Raw genomic sequence first — 24,305 nt, 5'->3', positions numbered from 1 at the left:
CGCGGGGAGGGATGGCCGCTGGTGCTGTTGTCAAGCAAGCCGAACCCCGCCGCCGAGGATCGCGCGCGCCGCGTTGAACAGGACAACGTCGCGGCGCTGTCGGCCGGCGGCATCCCGGCGCCGTCGCGCCGCAGCCTGCGCGGCCTCGACTGGTTCATCTTCTTCCTTGCCGACGTGCAGACCGGCTTCGGCCCCTTCATCGCGGTCTACCTGACCACGGAGAAATGGACGCAGGGGCAGATCGGCCTCGTGCTGTCGATCGGCGGCATCGTCGGCCTGATCGGGCAGATGCCGGGTGGGGCGATCATCGACGCGGCCAAATCCGAGCGGCTGGTTGCAGCGCTCGCGATTGCGACCATCGGCGTCTGCGCACTCGCCTATGCGGCCATGCCGGTCTTCCCGGTCGTGGTGGCCGCCGCGACCCTGCATGCGGCGGCGAGCTGCGTCTTGGGACCGGCGATCGCGGCGATCAGCCTTGGCCTCGTCGGCCCGCTCGCGATCGGCGAACGGCTCGGCCGCAATGCGCGGTTTGCCTCGCTCGGCAACGGCGTTGCCGCCGCCGTGATGGGCACGGCCGGATATCTGTTGTCGAGCCGCTCGGTCTTCCTCGTCACCTTCCTGCTCACGATCCCGGCCCTGATCGCACTCTCGCGCATCCGCGAGCAGGAGGTCGACATCGCGCGTTGCCATGGCGAGATGCCGCGCGAATCGGCCGATCGCGGCGACACCAATCTCTGGCATCTGGTCCGGCAGCGGCCGCTCATCGTCTTCGCGCTCAGCGTGATGCTGCTGCAGCTCGCCAACGCCGCGATGATGCCGCTGATGGCGAGCGCGGTGACGGCGCGGTCGAGCCAGTGGGCGACCGTGCTCGTCGCCTTCTGCATCGTCGTGCCCCAGGCGATCGTGGCGCTGCTGTCGCCGACGGTCGGGCGCAAGGCGCAGCTCTGGGGCCGCCGGCCGCTGCTGCTGATCGGCTTCGCCGCGCTGACGATCCGCGGCCTGTTGTTCGCGACCGTGCGCGATCCCTATCTGCTGGTCGCGGTGCAGGTGTTCGACGGCATCACGGCGGCGGTGTTCGCGGTGATGATTCCGCTGATCGTCGCCGACGTCGCCTTCGGCAGCGGCCATTTCAACCTGGCGCAGGGCATCGTCGGCACCGCGACCGGCATCGGCGCGTCGCTGAGCACGGCGCTCGGCGGCTATGTCAGCGACAAGTTCGGCAACGCCACGGCCTTCATCGGGCTGTCCGGCGTCGCGGCGATGGGCCTGCTGCTGATCCTGCTGGTGATGCCGGAGACCCGGCGCACGAGCATGACCGCGCCAAAAGAAATGGCCGGCTGAACGAATTCAGCCGGCCAAGTCAGTGGGGAGGAAATTCAGGCGTCGAGATTGTGCAGGCGCTGACGGTTGCGCAGCACGATCTGGCGGGCACCGGAGAAGCCGAGAATGCCCTGGGTGTGGAGCTGGGACAGCGCGCGCGAGACGGTTTCGAGCGTGAGGCCGAGATAGTCGCCGATGTCGCGGCGGCACATCGGCAGCGCCATCATGCCGGCAACCGCGAGGCGGCGGTCCATTTCGAGCAGGAAGGTCGCGACACGCTCCATCGCGGTCTTGCGGCCGAGCAGCAGCATGTGGTCCTCGGCGTGACGCAGCTCGGAGGCGGTCATGGCCCAGAGCTTGCGGGCGACCTGCACGTCGGTGCCGGCGGCCTTCTCGAGGCTGGCGCGCTTCACGAGGCGCACATTGGTGTCGATGATGGCTTCGGCGGCGAGGCGGTGGGTCGGGCCGGATTCGAGGCCGAACACGTCGCCGGGAAGATGGAAGGCGCCGATCTGGCGGCGGCCGTCGGACAGAAGCTTGTAGCTGCGCACCGCGCCCGATACGACCTGGTAGACATATTCGGCCGGCTCGTCCTCGCCATAAATCTCCTCCTCCTTGCGGTAGGAGAACTCGGTGGCGACGAGGCCGACATGGCCGGTGATCGCGCCGAACTGGTCGGTGACCGGATGGGCAGGGGCAATCTTGCTACCGATCTGGGTGTTGATCGCCTGGGTCTTGAGCGTCTGGGTCAGCATCTGCGCCATCTCCGTTGTGATGGAGCATTGCTACGCGGGTTTGCGCAATCCGGAAATTTCGCGCGTTATCTTAAGGACGTTTACCTACGTAGATTCCCGTAGGTCAGTTTCCGCGGCGGTCCTGGATGGCGTGACGGATGCGCTTGACCAGGTTTTCGTCCAGAAGCGGCTTCAAAATCACGTCCTTGACGCCCGCGGCGGCGGCCCGGGCCGAGATGTTCACGTCGGGATAGCCGGTGATCAGGATCACCGGGGCCGCGCCGTCCGACTGCCGCAGCCGGCCGGCCAGCTCGATCCCATTGATGTCGGGCATCTTGTAGTCGATCACGTAGCAATCCGCGGCCAGCGCGCCGGCGGCATTGAGCAGCGCCGTCGCATTCCTGAAGGTCCGCACGGCAAAGCCGTCGGTTTCAAGCAGGAATTGCAGGGAGCCCAGCACGGCGGCATCGTCGTCGACCACGTAGACAGTGGGCTTTGCCGGTGCCGCCATTGGGAGCCGCTGAGGGTGCGAGCCAATCTCGATCATTCTGACTGGCTAGCACGTGCGTGGGCAACCGCCTTGACTTGCCTCAAGCTGATATGCCTCAAGTCGACTTGCCTCAAGCCGGCCCGACTCAATCGTTGAGCATGCCGGCGCGCATGGCGAGGCGAACCAGCTCCGAGAGGCTGTTGGCCTGCATCTTGGTCATGACGTTGGCCCGATAGACCTCGATGGTGCGCGGGCTGATGTCGTATTCCCGGGCGATCAGCTTGTTGGAAAGGCCAGCGATCAGCCCCTCCATGACCTGACGCTCCCGGGGACTCAAGGACGCGACGCGGGCGGCGATGTCCTGCGCGACCGCTTCGTTCTTCGCCGCGGGCTCGGCCTGGCGGATCGCAGTCTCGATCATGGTGGTGAGGCGATCGTCCTCGAACGGCTTCTCCAGAAAGTCGACGGCGCCGAGCTTCATCGCCTCGACCGCGAGCGGCACGTCGCCGTGCCCGGTCATGATCAGGATGGGAAACGGGCTCTGCTGCGCCTTCATGCGCTTGAGCAGCTCGATGCCATCGAGGCCCGGCATGCGCACGTCGGAGACGACGCAGCCGAAGGCAAGGCCCGGCAGGGCGTCGATGAAGCTCTGCGCGTTGTCGAACAGCGTGACGCCGAAACCGGAGGAATCCAGCAGGAAGTTCAGCGAATCCCGCATCGCCTCGTCGTCGTCGATGACGTAGACATGTGCCTTGGTGGTCATGGATCAATTCTCGTCGGCTGCCGGGAGGGTGAAGCGGAATGTCGCTCCGCCCGATGCGTTGCTCTCGGCCCACATGCGCCCGCCGTGAGCCTCGATGATCGAGCGGCTGATGGACAGTCCCACGCCCATGCCGGTGTCCTTGGTGGTGAAGAAAGTCTGAAACAGATTGGGAATGACGTCGTCCTGGAAGCCGCTGCCGGTGTCGGAGACCTCGACCTCGATCATGTCGTCGCCGGCGCGGGTGTTCGTGACGACGAGCTCGCGCTGCTGCGACTGCGCCATCGCTTCCAGCGCGTTGCGGAACAAATTGACCAGGACCTGCTGGATCTGCACCCGGTCGGCGAGAACGAGATCGGTCTCCGGATCGAGGCTGAAGCGGAGCTGCACATTCTGCTCGCGCGCGCCGGCGAGGCCCAGCGCGCCGGCCTCTTCGATCAGCTTGGACAGGCTCTCGACCCGCTTCTCGGATTCGCCGCGGGAGACGAAGTCGCGCAGGCGCCGGATGATCTGGCCGGCCCGCAGCGCCTGCTCGGCGGCGCGGTCCAGCGCGCTCTCGATCTTTGGCGTGTTCGGATCGGCGCTGCCGGCCAGCAGCCGCCGCGAGCCCTTCATGTAGTTGCTGATCGCCGCCAGCGGCTGGTTGAGCTCGTGCGCGAGCGCGGACGCCATCTCGCCCATGGCGCTCAGCCTGGAGACGTGGACCAGCTCGGATTGCAGCTCCTGCAGCCGCGCCTGGGTCTGCTGGTGCTCGGTGAGGTCGCGGACGAAGCCGGTGAAATAGGGCTCGCCGCCGGACTGCATCTCGCCGATCGACAGGTGCATCGGAAAGGTGGTGCCGTCGCGGCGCCTGCCGGTGACGATGCGGCCGATGCCGATGATGTGCGGGTCGCTGGTGGTGCGGTAGCGCGCGATGTAGCTGTCGTGCCGGGAGCGGTCGGGCTCCGGCATCAGGATGTTGACGTTCTGGCCGATCGCCTCGTGCTCGGACCAGCCGAACAGGCGCTCGGCGGCGGTCGAGAACAGCTGGATGATGCCGTGGCCGTCGATGACGATCATGGCGTCGGGAATGGTGTGGAGGATGGAGCGAAGGTGGCTCTCGCGCGTGCGCAAGGCCTCCTCGACCTGCTTCTCCTCGTCGATGTCCAGGAAGATGCCGCTGAGATGACGCGCTGCGCCGGCGTCGTCGCGAATGACCCCCGCCCGCGCGCGAATCCACTGACCCCCGTTGGAGGCGCCTGCGACCTTGAAGGACACGTCGAGCCCGCCGCCCCGCTCGCAGACGCGCGCGATCGCGCTGTCCACGCGCGCGCGATCCCTCGGCTCGAGCCGCGACAGGAAGAGGTCGTAGCTCGGCGGCTGATCCGGCGCGATGCCGAGCAGGCTCCTGGCCGTGTCCGACCAGTCAAGTTCCCGCGTCGCGAGGTCGAGATCCCAGGTGCCGACGCCGAATCCCTCGATCCGGACCCGGAAATGCTCGCCGCGACCATCGTCTGGCGGATGCGTTACGCGGGTCGGCGACAAGCGATGACTCCCAGTTTCGGCCCGCAGGCCTGGCCCCGCGAACATGGCGGCAATTTCGCCCAAGGGCGGCCCCGAGGCAAGTTCGGATGTCTGATTCCATTGGTGGATTTCCCGCAGCCCGGCACCCGGCAATTTGATCTAGCTCATCCCGCATCGCAGCGGCGAGGCTAGATTTCGCGCCGGTTCACTTCCGTGCGGAGAATTTCGATGACATACGCAACCGTGATGGTCAGCCTGGCGCTCGATCAGTCCAACGAGGCGCGTCTTCAGGTCGCGGGCGAACTCGCCGAGCGATTCGAAGCTGCCATCATCGGGGTTGCCGCGGCGCAGTTCGCGCCGCCGCTCTATTTCACCGATGGCGCCGAGGCCCAGGGGCTGATCGAGGAGGGCGAAGCCTCCGTCAGGCGGCGGCTGGCCGAGCTGGAGGCGCAATTCCGGACCGCGATGAAGAATCGCGGCGGACGCGCGGAGTGGCGCAGCGCCATGGATTTTCCGGCGCGGTTCATCCTGGCGCAGGCGCGCTGCGCCGACATCGTCGTCAGCGGCGGGCAAAGCCCGGCCTTCTCCGATGCATTCGCGCTCGCAAGCCCCAAGGACCTGGTGATGCAGGCCGGACGTCCGCTTCTCGTCGTTCCCGACCGCGTCGACTGGCTCGATCTGCGCAGCGTGCTGGTGGCCTGGAAGGATACGCCGGAGGCGCGGCGGGCGGTGACCGACGCGCTGCCGATGCTGCGCAAGGCGGGGGACGTCACCGTCGTCGAAATCCCCGAACAGGGCGACGACCGGTCGGCCGTGATGGCCGGCGTCACCGACGTTGCCGCCTGGCTCGCCCGTCACGGCATCACCGCGAGCGCGCGCGTCCTGGACAGCGCGCGGAACGATACCGCGGCGGCGCAATTGGAGAAAGTCGCCGGCGATGTCGGCGCCGGCCTGATCGTCGCTGGTGCCTACGGGCATTCGCGGTTTCGCGAGCTGATCCTGGGCGGCGTCACCCAGCATCTGGTCACGCAATCCAGCCGCTGCGTGCTGCTGTCGCACTGACGGCCGTTTGGCCTGGAGCTAGTCGAGGAGGACGCGCCGTGTACAGATTTCTTGAGCAGACCGCTAGCGGCTACATGACGCGCACCGTCAGGACGGTGCGGCGCGACCAGGATCTGCTCGCGCTCAGCGAGATGTTCGAAAACGACGATTTCAACTCCTACCCGGTCGAGGACGACGGGCAGGTGGTCGGCATCGTCACCAAGTTCGACATCCTGAAGTGCTTTGCCTTCACCCCGAACCAGATGCTGCCGCGTTACCACGATTTGATGAGCCGCAAGGTCGGCGACGTCATGACGCCGGAGTTCATCTATGTCAGCCCCGACACGCGCCTGACGCGGGTGCTGCAGATCATGGTCGAGCACCGCATCAGGAGCATCATCGTGCTCGACGGAGCGCAGAAGCTGGCCGGGATCATCGCCCGCGAGGACGTCATCGCCGCGCTCAAGGCGACGGCGAAGGATTGACTTCTTCTTCCCTTCTCCCCCTGTGGGAGAAGGTGGCGCGCGTAGCGCGCCGGATGAGGGGGTGTCTCCACAATTTGAGATCAGAGTTCGCGGACAGATACCCCTCACCCGGATGAGTCTGCCGCTCGGTCCTCGCTGCCCTCTCCCGCAAAGGGAGAGGGCACTTCAACTGGCAGGCCGCAAAACTACGGGCCGATCCCGAAAAATCGCGGCCTCATAAGCGGACCTCAAACGCATGTCTTGATTTCAATCAATTCCCCGCGAGGGTGAATGTGGTTTCTGGCCCCGTGTTCTTTCGAAAGAGAATCCGCGATGAGCCAGCCCTCCATCTCCAAATCCATGACGCCAGGTGAAAGCGGCCTCGCTGTCGTGTTCGCAGCCACCGCCTTCCTCTGCGTGGTCGCCTCGGCCAAGGCGCTTGATGCGCCCTTTGCCTTCCATGCCGCGCTGAGCGCGGCGGCGAGCCTCGCCGCGGTGTTCGTCATCGTCAACCGCTACTTCGAGCGCCCGGCGGCGCTGCCGCCGGCCGAGATCAACGGGCGTCCCAACTACAACATGGGTCCGATCAAGTTCACCGCCGTGATGGCGATGTTCTGGGGCATCGCCGGCTTCCTCGTCGGTCTCATCATCGCCTCGCAGCTGGCCTGGCCCGCGCTGAATTTCGATCTGCCCTGGACCAGCTTCGGCCGCCTGCGGCCGCTGCACACCTCGGCCGTGATCTTCGCCTTCGGCGGCAACGTGCTGATCGGCACGTCGTTCTACGTCGTGCAGAAGTCCTGCCGCGCGCGTCTTGCCGGCGACCTCGCGCCCTGGTTCGTCGTGGTCGGCTACAACTATTTCATCCTGGTCGCCGGCACCGGCTATCTGCTCGGCGTCACCCAGTCGAAGGAATATGCCGAGCCGGAATGGTACGCCGATCTGTGGCTGACCATCGTCTGGGTCGTCTACCTCCTTGTCTTCCTTGCCACGATCATCAAGCGCAAGGAGCCGCATATCTTCGTCGCGAACTGGTTCTACCTCGCCTTCATCGTGACGATCGCCGTGCTGCATCTCGGCAACAACCCGGCGCTTCCGGTCTCGGCTTTCGGCTCCAAGTCCTATGTCGCCTGGGGCGGCATCCAGGATGCGATGTTCCAGTGGTGGTACGGCCACAACGCGGTCGGCTTCTTCCTGACCGCCGGCTTCCTCGCCATCATGTACTACTTCATTCCCAAGCGCGCCGAGCGGCCGATCTATTCCTACCGGCTGTCGATCATCCACTTCTGGGCGCTGATCTTCCTCTACATCTGGGCCGGTCCCCACCATCTGCACTACACGGCGCTGCCCGACTGGACGCAGACGCTCGGCATGACCTTCTCGATCATGCTGTGGATGCCCTCCTGGGGCGGCATGATCAACGGCCTGATGACGCTGTCGGGCGCCTGGGACAAGCTGCGTACCGATCCCGTGCTGCGCATGCTGGTGGTCTCCGTCGCCTTCTACGGCATGTCGACCTTCGAAGGCCCGATGATGTCGATCAAGGTGGTCAACTCGCTCAGCCACTACACCGACTGGACCATCGGCCACGTGCACTCCGGCGCGCTCGGCTGGGTCGGCTTCGTCTCCTTCGGCGCGCTGTACTGCCTGGTGCCGTGGGCCTGGAATCGCAAGGGTCTCTACAGCCTCAAGCTCGTCAACTGGCACTTCTGGATCGCGACCCTCGGCATCGTCCTCTACATCTCGGCGATGTGGGTGTCCGGCATCCTGCAGGGCCTGATGTGGCGCGCCTACACCTCGCTCGGCTTCCTCGAATATTCCTTCATCGAGACCGTCGAGGCGATGCACCCCTTCTACATCATCCGCGCCGCAGGCGGCGGCCTGTTCCTGATCGGCGCGCTGATCATGGCCTACAATCTCTGGATGACCGTTCGCGTCGGCGAGCAGGAAGTCCAGATGCCCGTCGCGCTCCAGCCGGCGGAATGAGGAGCTTCCCATGTCGTTCTGGACACGCCACCAAATCTTCGAAAAGAACTCGATCATCCTGATCGTCGGCATCCTGCTGGTGATCGCGATCGGCGGTCTCGTCGAGATCACCCCGCTGTTCTACCTCAAGAGCACGATCGAGAAGGTCGACGGCGTCAGGCCGTACACGCCGCTGGAGCTTGCGGGCCGCAACGTCTATGTCCGCGAAGGCTGCTATCTCTGCCATTCGCAGATGATCCGCCCGCTGCGCGACGAGGTCGAGCGCTACGGCCACTTCTCGCTCGCCGCCGAGAGCATGTTCGACCATCCGTTCCAGTGGGGCTCCAAGCGCACCGGTCCGGACCTTGCTCGCGTCGGCGCAAAATATTCCGACGACTGGCACGTCACCCATTTGACCAACCCGCGCGCAATCGTGCCGCAATCGGTGATGCCGGGCTACCCGTTCCTCAGCCAGAACGAGGTGGATCCGGACACCATCGCGGACCACATGCGCACGCTGAGGGCGGTCGGCGTTCCCTACACTGACGACCAGATCGCAAGCGCAGGCGCCGACCTGAAGGCCCAGGCCGATCCTGACAATGCCGGCTCCGACGCCTTCACCAAGCGCTACGCCAAGGCCGTGGTGCGCAACTTCGACGGCAAGACCGGCACGCCGACCGAGATGGACGCGCTAATCGCGTACCTGCAGATGCTCGGCACGCTGGTCGACTTCAAGATCTACAACGAGAAAGCCAATCTTCGCTGAGAAGGCACGAACGATGAAAGCTATCCTGACAGTCCACAATCTTGCGTCCGAGCTCGTGACGACGATCTGGACGCCGGTGTTCGTCGCGATCTTTCTCGCGATCATCGCCTACGCATTTTGGCCCCGTAACAAGGCTGCGTTCGACGAAGCAGCGCACCTGCCGTTGCGGGAGGAGTGAGAGACCATGACCGATCATAGCGAAGTCGATACCGTCACCGGCAAGTCCACGACCGGACATGAATGGGACGGCATCAAGGAGCTCAACACCCCGCTGCCGCGCTGGTGGGTGATCAGCTTCTATCTCACCATCATCTGGTCGATCGGCTACTGGATCGTCTATCCGGCCTGGCCGCTGATCTCGAGCCATACGACCGGGCTGCTCGGCTACTCGACGCGCGCCAGCCTCGCGGTGGAGCTCGCCAATCTCGAGGCGCTGCGCGGCGAGAAGATGGCGGCGTTGGCGGCGGCCTCGCTCGCCGACATCGAGAAGGACCCGGCCCTGCTGGCGCTCGCCCGCGCCAAGGGCAGGACCGTGTTCGGCGACAATTGTGCGCCGTGCCACGGCTCCGGCGGCGCCGGCGCCAAGGGCTTTCCGAACCTGAACGACGACGACTGGCTGTGGGGCGGCACGCTCGACCAGATCATGCAGACCATCCAGTTCGGCGCACGTTCGGGTCATGCCAAGACGCATGAGGGCCAGATGCTCGCCTTCGGCAAGGACGGGGTGCTGAAGCCCGACGAGATCGTCACGGTCGCCAATTACGTGCGCTCGCTGTCGGGCCTTCCGACCCGCAAGGGCTTCGATGCCGCCAAGGGCGAGAAGATCTTCGCGGAGAACTGCGTCGCCTGCCACGGCGACGGCGGCAAGGGCAACCAGGAGTTCGGCGCGCCGAATCTGACCGACAAGATCTGGCTCTACGGCTCGGACGAGGCCTCCCTGATCGAGACCATCAGCCAGGGCCGCGCCGGGGTCATGCCGGCCTGGGAAGGACGGCTCGATCCGGCCACCATCAAGGCGATGGCGGTCTACGTCCACTCGCTGGGCGGCGGCAAATAGCCGAACGAAAACAGGGCGGGGGTGGACAAATTGCCCCCGCTTGAGCTGGATCAAACGACGCGTGCGCGTCGGGTCTAGGTTTAATCGCACCTTTTCGAGTTGCCTCAAGCGATGAACAAGACCGTGAACCCGAACGAACTCACATCGGACGACGACTACGGGCCGCTCTACGCAGCCCGCAAGAAGGTCTATCCCCAAAGCACCCACGGAACCTTCCGCCGGATCAAATGGGGCCTGATGGCGTTCTGCCTCGGCGTCTACTACTTCCTGCCATTCGTGCGCTGGAATCGCGGCCTCGGTGCGCCCAGCCAGGCGGTGCTGATCGACCTTCCCAACAGCCGCTTCTACTTCTTCTTCATCGAGCTTTGGCCGCAGGAGGTCTATTACTTCACGGGCCTCTTGATCGTCGCCGCCGTCGCGCTGTTCCTGATGAACTCCGTCGGCGGCCGCATCTGGTGCGGCTATCTCTGCCCGCAGACGGTGTGGACCGACCTGTTCTACGCCGTCGAGCGCCTCGTCGAGGGCGACCGGCGCGAGCGGATGAAGAAAGACAAATCGTCCGACCCGATGAACCTCGAGCGCATCTCCGAGATCGTGCTCAAGCACTCGATCTGGCTGATGATCGCCTGGTGGACCGGCGGCGCCTGGGTGCTCTATTTCAACGATGCGCCGACGCTGGTGAAGGAGCTCGTCACCTTCCAGGCGCCGATGATCGCCTATATCTGGATCGGCATCCTCACCGCGACGACCTATCTGCTCGCCGGCTTCATGCGCGAGCAGGTCTGCACCTACATGTGCCCGTGGCCGCGGATCCAGGCGGCGCTCACCGACGAATGGGCGCTCAACGTCACCTACCGCTACGACCGCGGCGAGAAGCGCACCTCGGTGAAGAAGGCGGCCGAGCTGCGCGCGCTTGGCGAGCATGTCGGCGACTGCATCGATTGCTACCAGTGCGTCGCGGTCTGCCCGACCGGCATCGACATCCGCAACGGACCGCAGATGGAATGCATCCAGTGCGGGCTCTGCATCGATGCCTGCGATAACGTGATGGAGAAGATCGGCCGGCCGAAGCGGCTGATCGGCTACGATAACGACATCAACATCCAGCGCCGCCAGGAAGGCAAGGCGCCGGTCTACCGCATGGTCCGGCCCCGTACCATCGCCTATAGCGCGATCATCGCTGTCGTCGGCGGCTTCATGATCTATACGCTGGCAACCCGCAGCCTGCTCGACGTCAACGTGCTGCACGACCGCAATCCGGTCGCGGTCAGGCTCAGCGACGGCTCGATCCGCAACGCCTACACGGTGCGGCTGCTGAACAAGAGCGGCTATGACCGCGTCATCGCCATCGACGCCCACGGCCCGGCGAATTTGTCGGTCCACGTCATCGGCGTCGATTCGGTGACGCCCGACCGGCCGATGATCGTGATTCCGCGCGACACCACCAGCGAGCTCAGGCTGCTCGTCACCGCGCCGGCGGAGAGCAATCCCGAGAAGTCGATGCCCGTACGCTTCCAGGTCACCGATATCGGCCTCGGGGAAGTTGCCACCGCCACCGACAATTTCGTCGCGCCGTAAGACCAGGAGAGAGCCATGGCATCCAAGCCGCTGACGGGAACCAAGGTGTTCCTGATGCTGGTCGCCTTCTTCGGTCTCGTGATCGGCGTCAACGTGACCATGATGAAGCTCGCGATCGCGACGCTGCCCGGCACTGATGTCGACAGCCCCTATGCGGCGGGCCTGACCTATGACCGCGAGATCTCCGCAGCACAGGACCAGGCTGCACGCAAATGGCAGGTCAACGCCCATATCGAGCGCCGCACCGATGGCGGCGCTGCGATCCAGGTCGAGGCGCGCGATGCGAGCGGGCAGCCGCTCGCCGGATTGAGGTTCGGCGGACGCCTGGAGCGGCCGACCGACAAGCGCGCCGATCTCCAGGTCGAGCTCGCGGAAGCCGGCATCGGCGTCTATCGCGGCAATGCCGCGTCCGTCGCCCCGGGCCAGTGGGATCTGGTGATCGAGGGCGAGGCGCGGGGGATGCGCGTGTTTCTCTCGCGCAACCGTGTGATCCTGAACTGAGGGATGTGGTCATGCAGGTCACGCGCGATTTCTCCCACTATATCCGCAGCGCGGGCGAAGGCCTTCAGCACATCGATCTCGCGGTCGAGGGTGTTCACTGCGCCGGCTGCATGGCGAAGATCGAGCGCGGCCTGTCGGCCATTCCCGATGTCACGCTGGCGCGCGTGAATCTCACCGACCGCCGGGTCGCGCTGGAGTGGAAGGGGGGCACGCTCGATCCCGGCCGCTTCATCGACCGGCTGGAGGAACTCGGCTACAAGGCCTATCCGTTCGAGACGGAGAGCGCGGAGGTGGCCGAGGTCGCCGAATCCCGCTTCCTGCTGCGCTGCCTCGGCGTCGCCGCGTTCGCCACCATGAACGTGATGATGCTGTCGATCCCGGTCTGGTCGGGCAACGTCTCGGACATGCTGCCGGAGCAGCGCGATTTCTTCCACTGGCTCTCGGCGCTGATCGCGCTGCCGGCGGCGGCCTATGCCGGCCAGCCGTTCTTCCGGTCGGCCTGGCGTGCGCTGTCGGCGAAGACGACCAACATGGACGTGCCGATCTCGATCGGCGTGATCCTGGCGCTCGGCATGTCCGTGGTCGAGACCTTCCACCATGCCGAGCACGCCTATTTCGACGCGGCGATCATGCTGCTGACCTTCCTGCTGGTCGGCCGCTTCCTCGACCAGAGCATGCGGCGCCGGACGCGCGCGGTGGCCGGAAATCTCGCCGCGCTGAAGGCAGAGACCGCGGCCAAGTTCATCGGGCCCGACGAGATTTCACAGGTGCCGGTCGCCGCGATCCATCCCGGCGACATCGTGCTGCTGCGCCCCGGCGAGCGCTGCGCGGTGGACGGTACCGTGATCGAAGGTCGCTCCGAAATCGACCAGAGCCTGATCACCGGCGAGACGCTCTATGTCACGGCGGGGCACGGCACGGCGGTCTATGCGGGATCGATGAACATCTCCGGCACGCTTCGCGTGCGGGTCTCGGCGGCGTCGGAGGCGACGCTGCTCGCGGAGATCACGCGGCTGCTCGACCATGCGCTTGCCGCCCGCTCGCGCTACATGCGGCTCGCCGACCGCGCCTCGCGGCTCTATGCACCGGTGGTGCATGCAACGGCGCTTCTGACCATTCTCGGCTGGGTCATCGCGGGGGCAGGCTGGCACGATGCCATCGTGACCGGCGTCGCCGTGCTGATCATCACCTGTCCCTGCGCGCTCGGGCTCGCGATCCCGACGGTGCAGACAGTCGCGGCGGGCGCGATGTTCAGGGCAGGCGTGCTGCTCAACGCGGGCGATGCCATCGAGCGGCTGGCGGAGGCCGATCATGTCATCTTCGACAAGACCGGCACGCTGACGCTGCCCGATCTCGAAGTGATGAACGCGGCCGAGATCCCCGCCGACGTCTTCGAGCTCGCCGGGCGCCTCGCGCTGTCGAGCCATCATCCGGTGGCCGCTGCGGTCGCACAGGCTGCCGGTGCCAGATCGCCCATCGTCGGTGCGGTCGAGGAGGCAGGGCAGGGCGTGCGTGCGACCGTGGATGGTGCCGAGATCCGTCTTGGCCGTCCGTCGTTCTGTGGTGCCGAGGGGCTGGTCGGGCTGACCGACGATCTCGATCCCGAAGCGTCGATCGTGGCGTTCAGCAAGGGCAGCGAAAAGTTCATCCTCTCGGTGCGCCAGGGCCTGCGCCCGGACGCGCAGGCCGTGATCGCAGCGCTGAAGGCGCGCAACATCGGCCTCGAAATTCTCTCCGGCGACCGCGAGCCGGCGGTGATCGCGGCGGCCCATGCCCTCGGTATCCCCGAATGGCGCGCCGGCGTCACCCCGGCCGACAAGATCGCGCGGATCGAGGAGTTGAAGCGGCGCGGCATGAAGGTGCTGATGGTCGGCGACGGCATGAACGATGCGCCCTCGCTTGCGGCCGCTCATGTCTCGATGTCGCCGATCTCGGCCGCGCATCTCAGCCAGGCCACCGCCGACCTCGTGTTCCTCGGCCGCCCGCTGGCGCCCGTGGTTACCGCCATCGATGCTTCGCGCAAGGCGCTGCACCTGATGCGGCAGAACCTCTGGCTCGCGATCGGCTACAACGTCCTCGCCGTACCGGTTGCGATCAGCGGCGTCGTGACGCCCCTGATCGCCGCGGCCGCCATGAGCGGATCGTCGATCCTGGTCATGCTGAATTCGCTTCGGGCACGGACCTCGCGGGAGATCGTGTGATGGAGATCCTGGTCATTCTGGTGCCGCTGGCCTTGATGCTGGGAGGCGCCGGTCTCGTCGCCTTCCTGTGGTCGCTCCGCAGCGGCCAGTACGACGATCTCGACGGCGCCGCCTGGCGCGCCATCGCCGACGACGACCCGCCGCAGGAAGCCCCGGTGAAGCGCTAACGCTTCAAGGCGAAGGTCAGCAAGGCTGCTCCTGCGAGGGCCGCGCCGACGCCCGCGACGCAGGCGGGCCAGCCGAAACTGTCGAACAGCCGCCCGAGCACGGCGGTGCCGACCAGCCCGCCGCAGAAGTAGCACGCTAGATAGGTCCCGCTCGCGATGCCGCGGTTGTCGGTCGCCGCCTGTCCGACGAAGCCCGTCGCGGCGGCCTGCGCGAAGAAGGTGCCGACGCCGACCAGGACCATGCCGGCGAGCACTTCGCCGAGATGCGGTGCCAGCATCAGCGGCAGGCCAAGGCCTGCGACAACGAGCGAGCTCCATATCGTGGGCCGCGTTCCGAGCCGCGCGGCCACCTTGCCGGCCAGGAGCGTCGTCACGACCGAGGGCAGGAAGACGACATAGACGAGGCCGAGATCCATCATGCCCAGTGATAGCGGCGGCCGGACCAGCACGAAATTCACGAATGTGAAGGTGCCGATGAAGGCGAACAGGATACAGAAGCCGATGCCGTAGGCGGCGCGTAGGCGCGGATTGCGCCAATGCGCGATGGTGGCGGCGAGCGGCGATGTCGCCGGCATCATCGCATGCATCGGCTGCACGCGCTTGATGGTGAAATGGACCAGCACCGCGCCCGCCAGGTTGAGCGCCGCGAACAAATAGAAATTCCAGGCAAGGCCGAAGCCGTCCGCGACCGCCGCCGAGATCAGCCGGCCGACGAGGTTGCTGGCGACATTGCCGGTGATGTAGGCGGCAAACGCGCCACCGGCGTCCGTGGCGCTGCATTGCTCGCCGAGATGGGCAAGGGTGAGCGCGAAGGCGGAGGCCATGCACAAGCCCTGCGCGACGCGCAGGGCGGTGAAGACGGTAAGGTCTGGTGCGGATGCCAAGAGGCTGGTGGGGATCGCCAGCAGCGTCAGGCTGAGCAGGATGCCGGTCCGCCGGTTGATGTGCGGGCTGAAGAAGCCGACGACGAGGCTGGCTGCCGCCATGCCGAAAGTGCTGGCGTTGACTGCAAAGCCCATCGCTGCCGGTGTGACGCCGTAGTGCCGCGCCAGCGAAGGCAGGATCGCCTGCGTCGCGAACAGGTCGACGACGGTCAGGAATGCGGTGAGGCCGATCACGAGCGAGCGGAGCGCGAGACCCGGCGAATGCGCCTCCATCGTCATCGCGCCTTGTCTGATGGGAGCGGAAAGATCGGTCATGGCGTGATTGTCCTGCGAGGAATGTGGCGCCCGGCATGCGGGCAGCATGGGGGATCCCGGGCGCCACACCCGGCAACGAATGCGTTGGGGCTGGAGGCGCGCTCGTTACATGTGATGGTCGTTGGGATCCTTGCGGACGTCGCCGACATAGAGAATGACGGTCTCCTTGCCGAGGTTCTTCCACCAGTGCGAGGTGCCGTAGACTTCGGGACGGATGTCGCCGGCCTTGTGCACGATCGGGTCGGCGCAATTGGAGGCGTATTCGACGATCTCGCCCTGCTGCACGAAGATCAGGGCAGGGCGGTCGTCATGGCTGTGCCAGGGCACGATGCCGCCGGGCTCGATGGTCAGCTTGCGGAAGCGCAGTTCGCGGCCCTCGATGTGGGCCGGCTGCTTGCCGAGATCGATCGCGCCGAGCGTGACGTCGGTGACGCCGACCGGCTTGGTATCGACCATCTGCTGCGCGTTCGGCTTCAGCTTGCCGGCGGGACATTCGCCGGCGAGAACCGGCGTCGCAAACGTGAGCGCGCCGAGGCCGGCAACGCCTGCCAAAACCACGCGCGACCCTGCGAGATGCCTGGACATGAACAGTCTCCTGTGTTGGCCGCAGCCGTGATGGCCGCCGGCTATGGCAGGAGCTTCGTCGAGACCGTGGCCATTCTGAAATGCCGGTTTGCTTTCGATGCGATAGCGTTGCGCTATGTCGATGCGCGACGGCTATCGAACCGATTGGGCATGGGCATTTCCGTTTTGGGGACATCCGTCGTCCGATGACAGGGCGCCCGATTGGCGGGCGTTCACGTCAATCCGGAGGAGCATCCCATGACGAAAGTGTCCAAGACCCTGATCTTTACCGCCGCCTTCGCGGTGATCGCCACCTCGGCCTTCTCGCAAGCCGCTTGGGACATGAAGGCCGGCATGGCCTATGTCTATGGCGGGCCGGGCAAGATGTCGGCGATGGCCATGGCCCCGGCCGAGAAGAACCACGAGGCCATGATGAAGAACGCCAAGAAGGTGCCCGAGAACACCGTCTTCTTCATGGACAACGGCACGCTGTACTCCACGTCGGGCCGGCTCGATCCCACCGGCAATTTCTACGTGAACTGAACCAGCCCTCGCGCAACGGCCGCCCTTGCGGGCGGCCGGATCCGGAATCTAGAATTGAGCCCCAATCGCGGGAGCGGAAGATGACGTCTCTCACACCAGCCGACGCCGATCGACTGAGGCTCGCCTTCCAGCGCTGCCGCGACATGGAGGGGACGCTGAACGAGCAGCTGCGCGCCTATGCCGATGCCAGCCGGAAGGTGTTTCCGGCCTATGGCGAGGCGGTCGATCGGCTGGTGACCCGCTTGAGCGGCAACGGCGGCGGCGAGACCGCGCCGCATCCGGGCGAGGCGATGCCGCCCTTCATGCTGCCGGATCAAGGTGGAAGTCTCGTCGCGCTGCCTGCGCTGTTGGCGCGCGGCCCGGTCGCGGTGATGTTCTTCCGCGGCCACTGGTGTCCCTACTGCCGGCTCAATGTCCGTGCCGTGGTCCAGGCTCAGGACCGCATCAAGGAGGTCGGCGCGCAGGTCGTCGCGATCATGCCGGAGACGCAGGAATACACCAGGCAGCTCAGGGCCGAATCCGGCGCGCCGTTTCCGATCCTGACTGATCTCGACAACGGCTATGCGCTGTCGCTCAATCTCGCGATCTGGCTCGGCGCCGAGATCCAGGGCCTGCTGTCCTATCAGGACATGGCGAAATTCCACGGCAATGACGGCTGGATGCTGCCGATCCCGGCCGTGTTCGTCGTCGGCCGCGACGGGATCGTCAAGGCCCGCTTCGTCGATCCGGATTTCCGCAAGCGCATGGAGATCGATGATCTGCTCGCTGCCCTGGACAGCGCGAGCCGGGAGAACTGAGCGTCGTGTAAGGCGCGCCCTTCTTTCCTTCTCCCCTTGCGGGAGAAGGTGGCATAGGCGGCCTTCGGCCGCCGTTCTCAAGAACGCCGAAGCGAAGCTTCGGCTAGGGCGCCGGATGAGGGGTGTGTCTCCACAAACTCAGGTCAACATTTGCGGATGCATACCCCTCACCCGTCTCGCCGCTGCGCGGCGATCCACCGTCTCCCGCAAGGGGAGAGGGGAAGGAGCCCGCGCTACCCCGCAATCTCCCGCCAGTCCGTTCCGCGCAGCATGCGCATCACTGCATTGGCGACGGCCGTTCGCTGCCGGCCGGCGACGCCGTAAAGGCTGACGGTGCGGCGTGCATCGAGACCGGTGACCGCGGTGCGCTTGAGGGTCTCCGGCACCGGCGAGGTGTGGGGCACCATGGCGATGCCGATGTCGGCCTCGACCAGCTCGATCAGGTCGCGCTCGCTCGAGATCTCGTGACCGTGATCGACATCGATGCCGTGCTCGCGCAGGCTGGCCGAGATATGGCGGGAATGCTCGCAATAGGTCCGGCCGAGCAATTGCTCGGCGCGCAGATCGTCCGGCTCGATCGTGTCGTGCCCGGCGAGCCGGTGCGCTTTGCTGACGACGAGATCGAAGCCTTCCGTGAACAGCGGCCACACGTCGAGCCGGTCCCAGGCCTCGTCGATCTCGGCCGCGATGCCGAGCTCGGCTTCGCCCTTCTTCAGGAAATCGCCGACCTCGCGGCTGGTCCCGCGCAGGAAGCGCAGCTCGAGCCGGTTGAACTGCCGCCTGATCTCGTTGAGATGCGGGATGAGCAGCGCCAGGTCGATCGAATGTGTCAGCGCGATGCGCAGCGCGCCGATCTCGCCGCTCCTGAACGAGGACGCGAGCGAGCGCGCACCGGAGGCGGCGTCATAGCATTGCTTCAGCAGCGGATGCATGCGCTGGCCGAGCTCGGTCAGTTGCGCCGCCGGCCGCTCCCGGCGGAACAGGTCGCCGCCGAGCTCGGCCTCGAGCTGCTTGATCGCGCGCGTCAGCGAGGGCTGCGTCACGTTGCATTCCTCGGCGGCGCGGGTAAAATTCAACAGCTGCGCCACCGCGAGGAAATAGCGGACCTGGTGCATTTCCATGGATCGGCTCCCAGCAGGATCGACCGGAATCTAGCCGATCCGGACAGGGAATGACATCCCGGGCGCGATAGCGCATGCGTATGGTTATGGAAGCCAGCCGGCATTTCCAAAAGGCCCGACAATCGCCGAGAACGGCAGAATGTAACAATGGCCTTGCGCCCGACGAATGGTAACCACAGGGCTCGACAGGAGCGAGACATGAGCGGCATGCAGGACAATTTGCAGCGTAAGGGTACGGACCTGCCGGGGCAGGTCGTTCTCGTGCTCCAGGGCGGCGGCGCGCTCGGCTCGTACCAGGCCGGCGTCTACCAGGCGCTGCACGAGGCCGGCATCGAGCCGGACTGGATCATCGGCACGTCGATCGGCGCCATCAATGCGAGCCTCATCGCGGGCAATGCGCCGGAGCACCGGCTGGCGCGCTTGAGGGAGTTCTGGAAGCGGATGGAACAGCAGCCGGTCTGGGACTGGCGCGCCGCATTTCCCGGCTTCAACGAGAAGCTGGCCTATTGGTCGACCGTCACCCACGGCATCTCGGGCTTTTTCCGGCCCAATCCGCTGGCGCATGTTGGCGATTCCTATCCACTCGGCGCCGATCACGCCGGCTATTACTCGACCGCGCCGCTGGAGAAGACGCTGAGCGAGCTGGTCGATTTCGATCTGGCCAATCGCTGCGCGCCGCGCCTGACGGTCGGTGCGGCGCATGTCGGCACCAGCGAGATGCGCTATTTCGACAGCCGCGACGGCGAGCTGACGGTGAAGCATGTGATGGCGTCGGGCGCGCTGCCGCCGGCCTTTCCGGCCGTGCGTATCGACGGCGAGCTCTATTGGGACGGAGGCATCCTGTCGAACACGCCGACCGAAGCCGTATTTGACGACAATCCACGCCGGGATTCGCTGATCTTCTCCGTGCATCTGTGGAATCCCGTCGGGCCCGAGCCGACCACGATGGCGGAGGTGATGAACCGGCACAAGGACGTGCAATATTCCAGCCGCATCGCCAGCCAGATCGTGCGGCAGCAGCAGGCCCATCGCCTGCGCCATGTCATCAACCAGCTCGCCGCACGGCTCCCCGAGAGCGAGCGCAGCGATCCCGCGGTCATGGAGCTGATGAGCTACGGCTGCCCGACCCGCATGCATGTGGTGCGGCTCCTGGCGCCGCAGCTCGAGCACGAGACCCATACCAAGGACATCGATTTCAGTCCGACAGGCATCACGCGGCGCTGGCATGCGGGCTACGCGCACACGCGATCGGTGCTGGCGCGCAAGCCGTGGATCGGCGAATTCGATCCGCTCGCCGGCGTGGTGCTGCACGAGCATATCGACGAGATGCCGATGGCGGCGGAATAGGGCCAGCCTTCATCGAATTGCCACAGGCCTTGCGGATCGTCGGTCGTCCGCAACAGTCGAAGGCGATGCCAATGGTGTCCGGTACCGACCTTGAAGCCGCCCTCGACCAGGTCCGCGCGCAGGCGGCGGGACCGGTCGCCGGCGTATTCGGTCCTGATGCGGTGACCTGGCGGATCGACCGCGAAGCCGTCATCTTCCTCGGCGCCGGGCGGGCGCTAATGCTGCAACTGGCCCATCCCTGGGTGGCCGCCGCCATCGCCGAACACTCCAAAACCTTTGCCGATCCGATCGGCCGCTTTCATCGCACCTTCGACATCGTCTTCGCGATGGTGTTCGGCTCGCTCGACCGTGCCTTTCTGTCCTCGCGGCAGCTGCACCGGCGCCACGGCATGATCGTCGGCACGATGCCCGAGACGGTCGGCCCGTTCGCGGCCGGCTCGCGCTACTGCGCCAACGACATCCCGTCGCTGCGCTGGGTTCACGCCACGCTGGTCGAGACCGCGCTGATGGCGCACGACCTGGTCCTGCCGCCGCTCGGCGCCGAGGAGCGCGAGCGCTATTGGATGGAGAGCCGGACGTTTGGCGCGCTGTTCGGATTGACGGCGGACGACCTGCCGGCGGACTGGGCCGGCTTTGCAGATTACACTAGCGCGATGGGCCAGTCGGAGACGCTGACCGTCAGCCCCGCTGCGCGCGAGATCGCTGCGCAGATTTTTGGTGGCGCGCGTCCGTGGCTCCGGCCGCCGCGATGGTATCGCGCGCTCACCGCGAGCCTGCTACCGGACCGCTTGCGCGCCGGTTTCGGGTTCGAGCTCGATGCGCGTGACAGGAAGGCTGCCGACAACGCGCTGAGATGGATCAGGCGCGTCTATCCGAAGCTGCCCGATCGGTTGCGGTATGTCGGACCCTATCAGGAGGCGCAGGCACGGCTGCGCGGCGAGGTGCAGCCGGACTGGATGACCCGCTGCCTCAACCGAGCCTGGATCGGCCGGCCGCAGATGGACGTGCGCGGGAAGGGGTGAGGCAAAATCTCTCATCCGTGTCCCGGACGCGCTGCAGCGTGTAACGCTGCTGCGCAGAGCCGGGACCCAGGGCGACGAACTCCGTCAAGATATGGGCCCCGGCTCAGCAGCGCACCACGCCGCAAGGGCGACGCGCTGCGCTGCGTCCGGGGCACGAGAGCGGGGGGAAGGCGCGCCTGCTTCCACATCCGTCATCGCGAGCGTAGCGAAGCAATCCAGACTGCCTAGTCTGGATTGCTTCGTCGCAAGCGCTCCTCGCAATGACGGTGCCGAGAGCTGCGCTCGCAAAGACGGAGAACGAGGAAGCGCAACGCCCCCGGCCTTACGCCGACGCCAGCTTGCGGTACAGCGCGCTGTAGCTCCCCGCCGAGATGCTCCAGGAGAACGAGCGGCCCATGGCGCTGCGGCGCATGGTGTCGAGCTGGTCCTGGGCCATGAAGGCCTCGAAGGCGCGGCGGACGCCGCCGAGGAAGGATTCGTGCGAAGGCTTTGAGAACAGGAAGCCGGTCTCGCCGTCGGTGATGGTCTCGGCAAGGCCGCCGGTCTGGTGCCCGATCGGCAGCGAGCCGAAGCGCTGGGCGTACATCTGGCTGAGGCCGCAGGGCTCGAACCGCGACGGCATCAGCGTGAAATCGCTGCCGGCGAAGATGCGCCGCGCCTGCGCGTCGTTGAAGCCGATGGTGACGCCGATGGCGTCGGGACGGCGGCGATGCGCGTCGATCAGCGCCTGCTCGAGCGCCGGTTCGCCGGAGCCGGTGACCACGATCTGCCCGCCGGCATCGACGATCTCGTCGGCCGCCGACAGCACGAGGTCGATGCCCTTCTGATGCACGAGGCGTGCGACGATCGCGAATATCGGGCCGCGCGAGACCGCGAGGCCGAATTGCCTGCGCACGTAATCCGCATTGGCCTTCTTGCCGACCCAGTCGCCGGCGCCGAATTGCTGGGCGAGCTGGGCGCAGTAGCGCGGGTCCCAGCTCTCGTCGATGCCGTTGAGGATGCCGGTGAGCTCGGCCGCGTCCGAGCGGAGTCGAAGCAGCCCTTCCAGGCCGCAGCCGAACTCGGCCGTGGTGATCTCCCGCGCATAGGTGCCGCTGACGGTGGTGAGGTGCGAGGCGTAGACGAGGCCGGCCTTGAGGAAGGAGAGCTGGTCGTAGAACTCGACGCCGTCGATGTGGAAGGAGCTTTCCGGTGCGCCGATCCGCCGCAGCGCCTCCTTCGGGAAGAGGCCCTGATAGGCGAGGTTGTGAATGGTCAGGATCGACGGCAGCCTGGCGCCGCGCCAGGCGAGATAGGCCGGCACGAGCGAGGCCTGCCAGTCGTTGGCATGGACCAGGTCCGCTGCCCAATTCTTGTCCAGCTTGCCCATGGCCAGCTCAGCGGCGGCCGAGGCGAAGCGCGCGAAACGGATGTCGTTGTCGGGCCAGTCGCGCCCGGCCTCGTCGCCATAGGGGTTGCCGGGCCGGTCGTAGAGCTGTGAGCACAACAGCACATAGACCGGCAGGCCGTCCTTCGTGGCAGCCCTGCCAAGAGAGGCGGCGGGCATCTCCGCGAAGGCGGGGCAGCGGCCAACGACCTGAATATGCGTGAGTTGCTCGATGATGTCGCGATAGCCGGGCAGCATGATCCGGATATCGGCGAAGCTGCGGAGCGCACGGGGGAGGGCGGCGGAAACGGCGCCGAGTCCGCCGACGCGGACAAAGTCGTCCATCTCTGTCGTGACGAACAAGACCCTCAAGAACGCTTGCCCTCTTCCGATCCCGATTGCTGCTATGCAAGATCGGGTCCAGTTGCCCCTGGAAATCTCAGCCTGCCCGCGAGACGCGTTCGTTCGGTAAAGACTTTCCTACTCAGCCGCTGCCCTCTAGGGTCGGCGCACCAACAACAGAGAACGTTGATCGTTCCTAGGGGACCGCCGGGGATGCCGCTATCAGATAAGCACGAACGCACGACGACAAAGGCCTTCGCGGGCCTGCGCGTGCTGGATTTTTCGACCACCATCGCCGGCCCCCATTGCGCGCGGATGCTGGCCGACATGGGTGCCGAGGTCATCAAGATCGAGACCGACGGCGGCGAGACGATGCGGACCCGCCCGCCGCTGCGCAAGGGCTGCAGCACCGCGTTCGGCCAACTCAATGTCGGCAAGAAGAGCCTGGTGCTCGACCTCAAGTCCGAGGAGGGCCGGGAGACGGTCCGCCGGCTGGCCGCGACGTCGGACATCCTGGTCGAGAACTTCCGCCCCGGCGTGATGCACCGGCTGCGGCTCGACTGTGACCGGCTGCGCGCGGTCAATCCGAAGCTGATCTATTGCTCGATCTCCGGCTACGGCCAGACTGGCCCCTCGGCCGAGCTTCCGGCCTATGCGCCGGTGATCCATGCCGCCTCCGGCTACGACATGGCGCATCTCGCCTACCAGCCCGGACGCAGCCGGCCGGACTATTGCGGCATCTACCATGCCGATGTCCTCACCGGCACCTACGGTTTCGGCGCGATCGCCTCGGCGCTCTATCAGCGCAGCGTGACCGGGCTCGGCCAGCACATCGACGTCTCCATGCTGGAATCGATGCTGACCTTGACGCTGACCGAATTGCAGAGCGCTCAATTCGCGGTGACGCCGCCGCCGCGCCCGATGTTCGGCCCGACCGAGACGGCGAGCGGCTATGTCATGATCACGGTCGCCAGCGAGAAGACGTTCCAGGCGCTGATGGGGGTGATCGGCCGCCCCGAATGGATTTCCGATCCGCGCTTCGCCGCCTACGCCCCGCGCCGCGAGAACTGGGCCGAGTTGATGGACGGCGTCGAGGTCTGGTCGCGGCAGCTGTCGACCGATGCATGCCTCCTTGCGCTTAGCGCGGCCGGCGTCCCGGCCTCTGCCTATCGCAGCGTCTCCGAGGCGCTGGCCGATCCGCAGCTCGCGCATCGGCAGGCGCTGTCCGAGGTGCGGGACGGGGGCGGCTCGTTCAGGGTGCTCAACGTACCGTTCCGGATGTCCGGGGCCGACACGACGCCCGCCCAGACGGTGGCCGCCCTCGGCGAGCATACGGATGCGCTGCGCGACGAGATCGGCCGCGCGGAGGAGACGTCAATTCCGACAGGCAAAACAGCCGCGACACATTGAGCAACACGCGCCGCACATGCGGCGTTTGATCTCGTATGCGTTCCTCTTGC

At 66.2% G+C, this 24,305-nt stretch carries 24 protein-coding genes; 16 read left to right on the top strand and 8 right to left on the bottom strand.

Annotated features, from left to right (window positions below; translation table 11 throughout):
• Positions 1 to 21: 21 nt before the first annotated feature.
• Positions 22 to 1,341, top strand: coding sequence for an MFS transporter (locus A7X65_RS28395; RefSeq protein ID WP_063691479.1), 1,320 nt, complete (start codon positions 22 to 24; stop codon positions 1,339 to 1,341).
• Between the two features lie 35 nt (positions 1,342 to 1,376).
• On the opposite strand, the gene A7X65_RS28390 is transcribed toward A7X65_RS28395, so the two are convergent.
• The 4 genes from A7X65_RS28390 to fixL all read right to left on the bottom strand — a co-directional run bounded on the left by A7X65_RS28390 (position 1,377) and on the right by fixL (position 4,828).
• Positions 1,377 to 2,075, bottom strand: coding sequence for a helix-turn-helix domain-containing protein (locus A7X65_RS28390; protein WP_063692559.1), 699 nt, complete (start codon positions 2,073 to 2,075; stop codon positions 1,377 to 1,379).
• A gap of 103 nt (positions 2,076 to 2,178) precedes the next feature.
• Positions 2,179 to 2,601 carry a response regulator gene (locus tag A7X65_RS28385; protein WP_063691477.1) on the bottom strand — a complete coding sequence of 141 codons (423 nt, stop codon included), beginning with the start codon at positions 2,599 to 2,601 and terminating at the stop codon, positions 2,179 to 2,181.
• An 88-nt stretch (positions 2,602 to 2,689) separates the two neighbouring features.
• Positions 2,690 to 3,307, bottom strand: coding sequence for a response regulator FixJ (gene fixJ / locus A7X65_RS28380; RefSeq protein ID WP_063691475.1), 618 nt, complete (start codon positions 3,305 to 3,307; stop codon positions 2,690 to 2,692).
• A 3-nt stretch (positions 3,308 to 3,310) separates the two neighbouring features.
• Positions 3,311 to 4,828 (bottom strand): sensor protein FixL, encoded by a 1,518-nt coding sequence (gene fixL, locus A7X65_RS28375; protein WP_063691473.1) that lies wholly within the window; start codon positions 4,826 to 4,828, stop codon positions 3,311 to 3,313.
• A gap of 207 nt (positions 4,829 to 5,035) precedes the next feature.
• Between fixL and A7X65_RS28370 the strand changes: the two genes are divergently transcribed.
• The 10 genes from A7X65_RS28370 to ccoS all read left to right on the top strand — a co-directional run bounded on the left by A7X65_RS28370 (position 5,036) and on the right by ccoS (position 14,544).
• The gene (locus tag A7X65_RS28370) at positions 5,036 to 5,869 is read left to right on the top strand and encodes a universal stress protein (protein ID WP_063691471.1); all 834 of its coding nucleotides are present in this window, start codon (positions 5,036 to 5,038) and stop codon (positions 5,867 to 5,869) included.
• A gap of 38 nt (positions 5,870 to 5,907) precedes the next feature.
• Complete coding sequence (locus A7X65_RS28365; RefSeq protein WP_063691469.1) at positions 5,908 to 6,333, top strand: CBS domain-containing protein; 426 nt, start codon at positions 5,908 to 5,910, stop codon at positions 6,331 to 6,333.
• Between the two features lie 312 nt (positions 6,334 to 6,645).
• Entirely contained in the window at positions 6,646 to 8,295 is a 1,650-nt protein-coding gene (gene ccoN / locus A7X65_RS28360; RefSeq protein ID WP_063691467.1) for a cytochrome-c oxidase, cbb3-type subunit I, read from the top strand.
• A 10-nt stretch (positions 8,296 to 8,305) separates the two neighbouring features.
• On the top strand, positions 8,306 to 9,040 hold the full coding sequence (ccoO, locus tag A7X65_RS28355) for a cytochrome-c oxidase, cbb3-type subunit II (RefSeq protein ID WP_063691465.1): 735 nt from the start codon (positions 8,306 to 8,308) through the stop codon (positions 9,038 to 9,040).
• Positions 9,041 to 9,053: 13 nt separating this feature from the next.
• Positions 9,054 to 9,218, top strand: a complete 165-nt coding sequence (locus A7X65_RS28350) for a CcoQ/FixQ family Cbb3-type cytochrome c oxidase assembly chaperone (RefSeq protein WP_063691463.1) — start codon at positions 9,054 to 9,056, stop codon at positions 9,216 to 9,218.
• Between the two features lie 6 nt (positions 9,219 to 9,224).
• On the top strand, positions 9,225 to 10,097 hold the full coding sequence (gene ccoP, locus A7X65_RS28345) for a cytochrome-c oxidase, cbb3-type subunit III (RefSeq protein ID WP_063691461.1): 873 nt from the start codon (positions 9,225 to 9,227) through the stop codon (positions 10,095 to 10,097).
• Positions 10,098 to 10,208: 111 nt separating this feature from the next.
• Entirely contained in the window at positions 10,209 to 11,675 is a 1,467-nt protein-coding gene (gene ccoG, locus A7X65_RS28340; protein ID WP_063691459.1) for a cytochrome c oxidase accessory protein CcoG, read from the top strand.
• A 15-nt stretch (positions 11,676 to 11,690) separates the two neighbouring features.
• Positions 11,691 to 12,176, top strand: coding sequence for a FixH family protein (locus A7X65_RS28335; RefSeq protein ID WP_063691457.1), 486 nt, complete (start codon positions 11,691 to 11,693; stop codon positions 12,174 to 12,176).
• 11 nt (positions 12,177 to 12,187) lie between these two features.
• Positions 12,188 to 14,377, top strand: coding sequence for a cation-translocating P-type ATPase (locus A7X65_RS28330; RefSeq protein ID WP_063691455.1), 2,190 nt, complete (start codon positions 12,188 to 12,190; stop codon positions 14,375 to 14,377).
• Positions 14,377 to 14,544, top strand: coding sequence for a cbb3-type cytochrome oxidase assembly protein CcoS (gene ccoS, locus A7X65_RS28325; protein WP_063691453.1), 168 nt, complete (start codon positions 14,377 to 14,379; stop codon positions 14,542 to 14,544). The genes A7X65_RS28330 and ccoS overlap by 1 nt, the downstream gene beginning before the upstream one ends.
• Here ccoS and A7X65_RS28320 read toward each other — a convergent pair.
• Together A7X65_RS28320 and A7X65_RS28315 are read right to left on the bottom strand one after the other, a co-directional pair.
• A complete protein-coding gene (locus A7X65_RS28320) occupies positions 14,541 to 15,743 on the bottom strand; it encodes an MFS transporter (RefSeq protein WP_063692558.1) in 1,203 nt (400 codons plus the stop codon). The genes ccoS and A7X65_RS28320 overlap by 4 nt on opposite strands.
• A gap of 105 nt (positions 15,744 to 15,848) precedes the next feature.
• Positions 15,849 to 16,328 carry a cupin domain-containing protein gene (locus tag A7X65_RS28315; RefSeq protein ID WP_063691451.1) on the bottom strand — a complete coding sequence of 160 codons (480 nt, stop codon included), beginning with the start codon at positions 16,326 to 16,328 and terminating at the stop codon, positions 15,849 to 15,851.
• A 237-nt stretch (positions 16,329 to 16,565) separates the two neighbouring features.
• Here A7X65_RS28315 and A7X65_RS28310 point away from each other — a divergent pair, with 237 nt between their 5' ends.
• Both A7X65_RS28310 and A7X65_RS28305 read left to right on the top strand, forming a co-directional pair.
• Positions 16,566 to 16,850 (top strand): hypothetical protein, encoded by a 285-nt coding sequence (locus tag A7X65_RS28310; RefSeq protein ID WP_063692556.1) that lies wholly within the window; start codon positions 16,566 to 16,568, stop codon positions 16,848 to 16,850.
• A gap of 80 nt (positions 16,851 to 16,930) precedes the next feature.
• A complete protein-coding gene (locus A7X65_RS28305) occupies positions 16,931 to 17,647 on the top strand; it encodes a peroxiredoxin-like family protein (RefSeq protein WP_063691449.1) in 717 nt (238 codons plus the stop codon).
• Between the two features lie 233 nt (positions 17,648 to 17,880).
• On the opposite strand, the gene A7X65_RS28300 is transcribed toward A7X65_RS28305, so the two are convergent.
• Entirely contained in the window at positions 17,881 to 18,768 is an 888-nt protein-coding gene (locus A7X65_RS28300) for a LysR family transcriptional regulator (RefSeq protein WP_063691447.1), read from the bottom strand.
• Positions 18,769 to 18,966: 198 nt separating this feature from the next.
• On the opposite strand from A7X65_RS28300, the gene A7X65_RS28295 reads away from it, so the two are divergent.
• Positions 18,967 to 20,115 (top strand): DUF3734 domain-containing protein, encoded by a 1,149-nt coding sequence (locus tag A7X65_RS28295; protein ID WP_063691445.1) that lies wholly within the window; start codon positions 18,967 to 18,969, stop codon positions 20,113 to 20,115.
• A gap of 71 nt (positions 20,116 to 20,186) precedes the next feature.
• Positions 20,187 to 21,137, top strand: a complete 951-nt coding sequence (locus tag A7X65_RS28290; RefSeq protein WP_063691443.1) for an oxygenase MpaB family protein — start codon at positions 20,187 to 20,189, stop codon at positions 21,135 to 21,137.
• A 322-nt stretch (positions 21,138 to 21,459) separates the two neighbouring features.
• On the opposite strand, the gene glgA is transcribed toward A7X65_RS28290, so the two are convergent.
• Positions 21,460 to 22,875, bottom strand: a complete 1,416-nt coding sequence (glgA, locus tag A7X65_RS28285; RefSeq protein WP_063691442.1) for a glycogen synthase GlgA — start codon at positions 22,873 to 22,875, stop codon at positions 21,460 to 21,462.
• 183 nt (positions 22,876 to 23,058) lie between these two features.
• Here glgA and A7X65_RS28280 point away from each other — a divergent pair, with 183 nt between their 5' ends.
• Positions 23,059 to 24,255 (top strand): CaiB/BaiF CoA transferase family protein, encoded by a 1,197-nt coding sequence (locus A7X65_RS28280; protein ID WP_063691441.1) that lies wholly within the window; start codon positions 23,059 to 23,061, stop codon positions 24,253 to 24,255.
• The last annotated feature ends 50 nt before the right edge of the window (positions 24,256 to 24,305 follow it).

This window comes from Bradyrhizobium stylosanthis (assembly GCF_001641335.1).
Classification (GTDB): domain Bacteria; phylum Pseudomonadota; class Alphaproteobacteria; order Rhizobiales; family Xanthobacteraceae; genus Bradyrhizobium; species Bradyrhizobium stylosanthis.
This window is presented reverse-complemented; position numbering and strand designations above follow the sequence as displayed.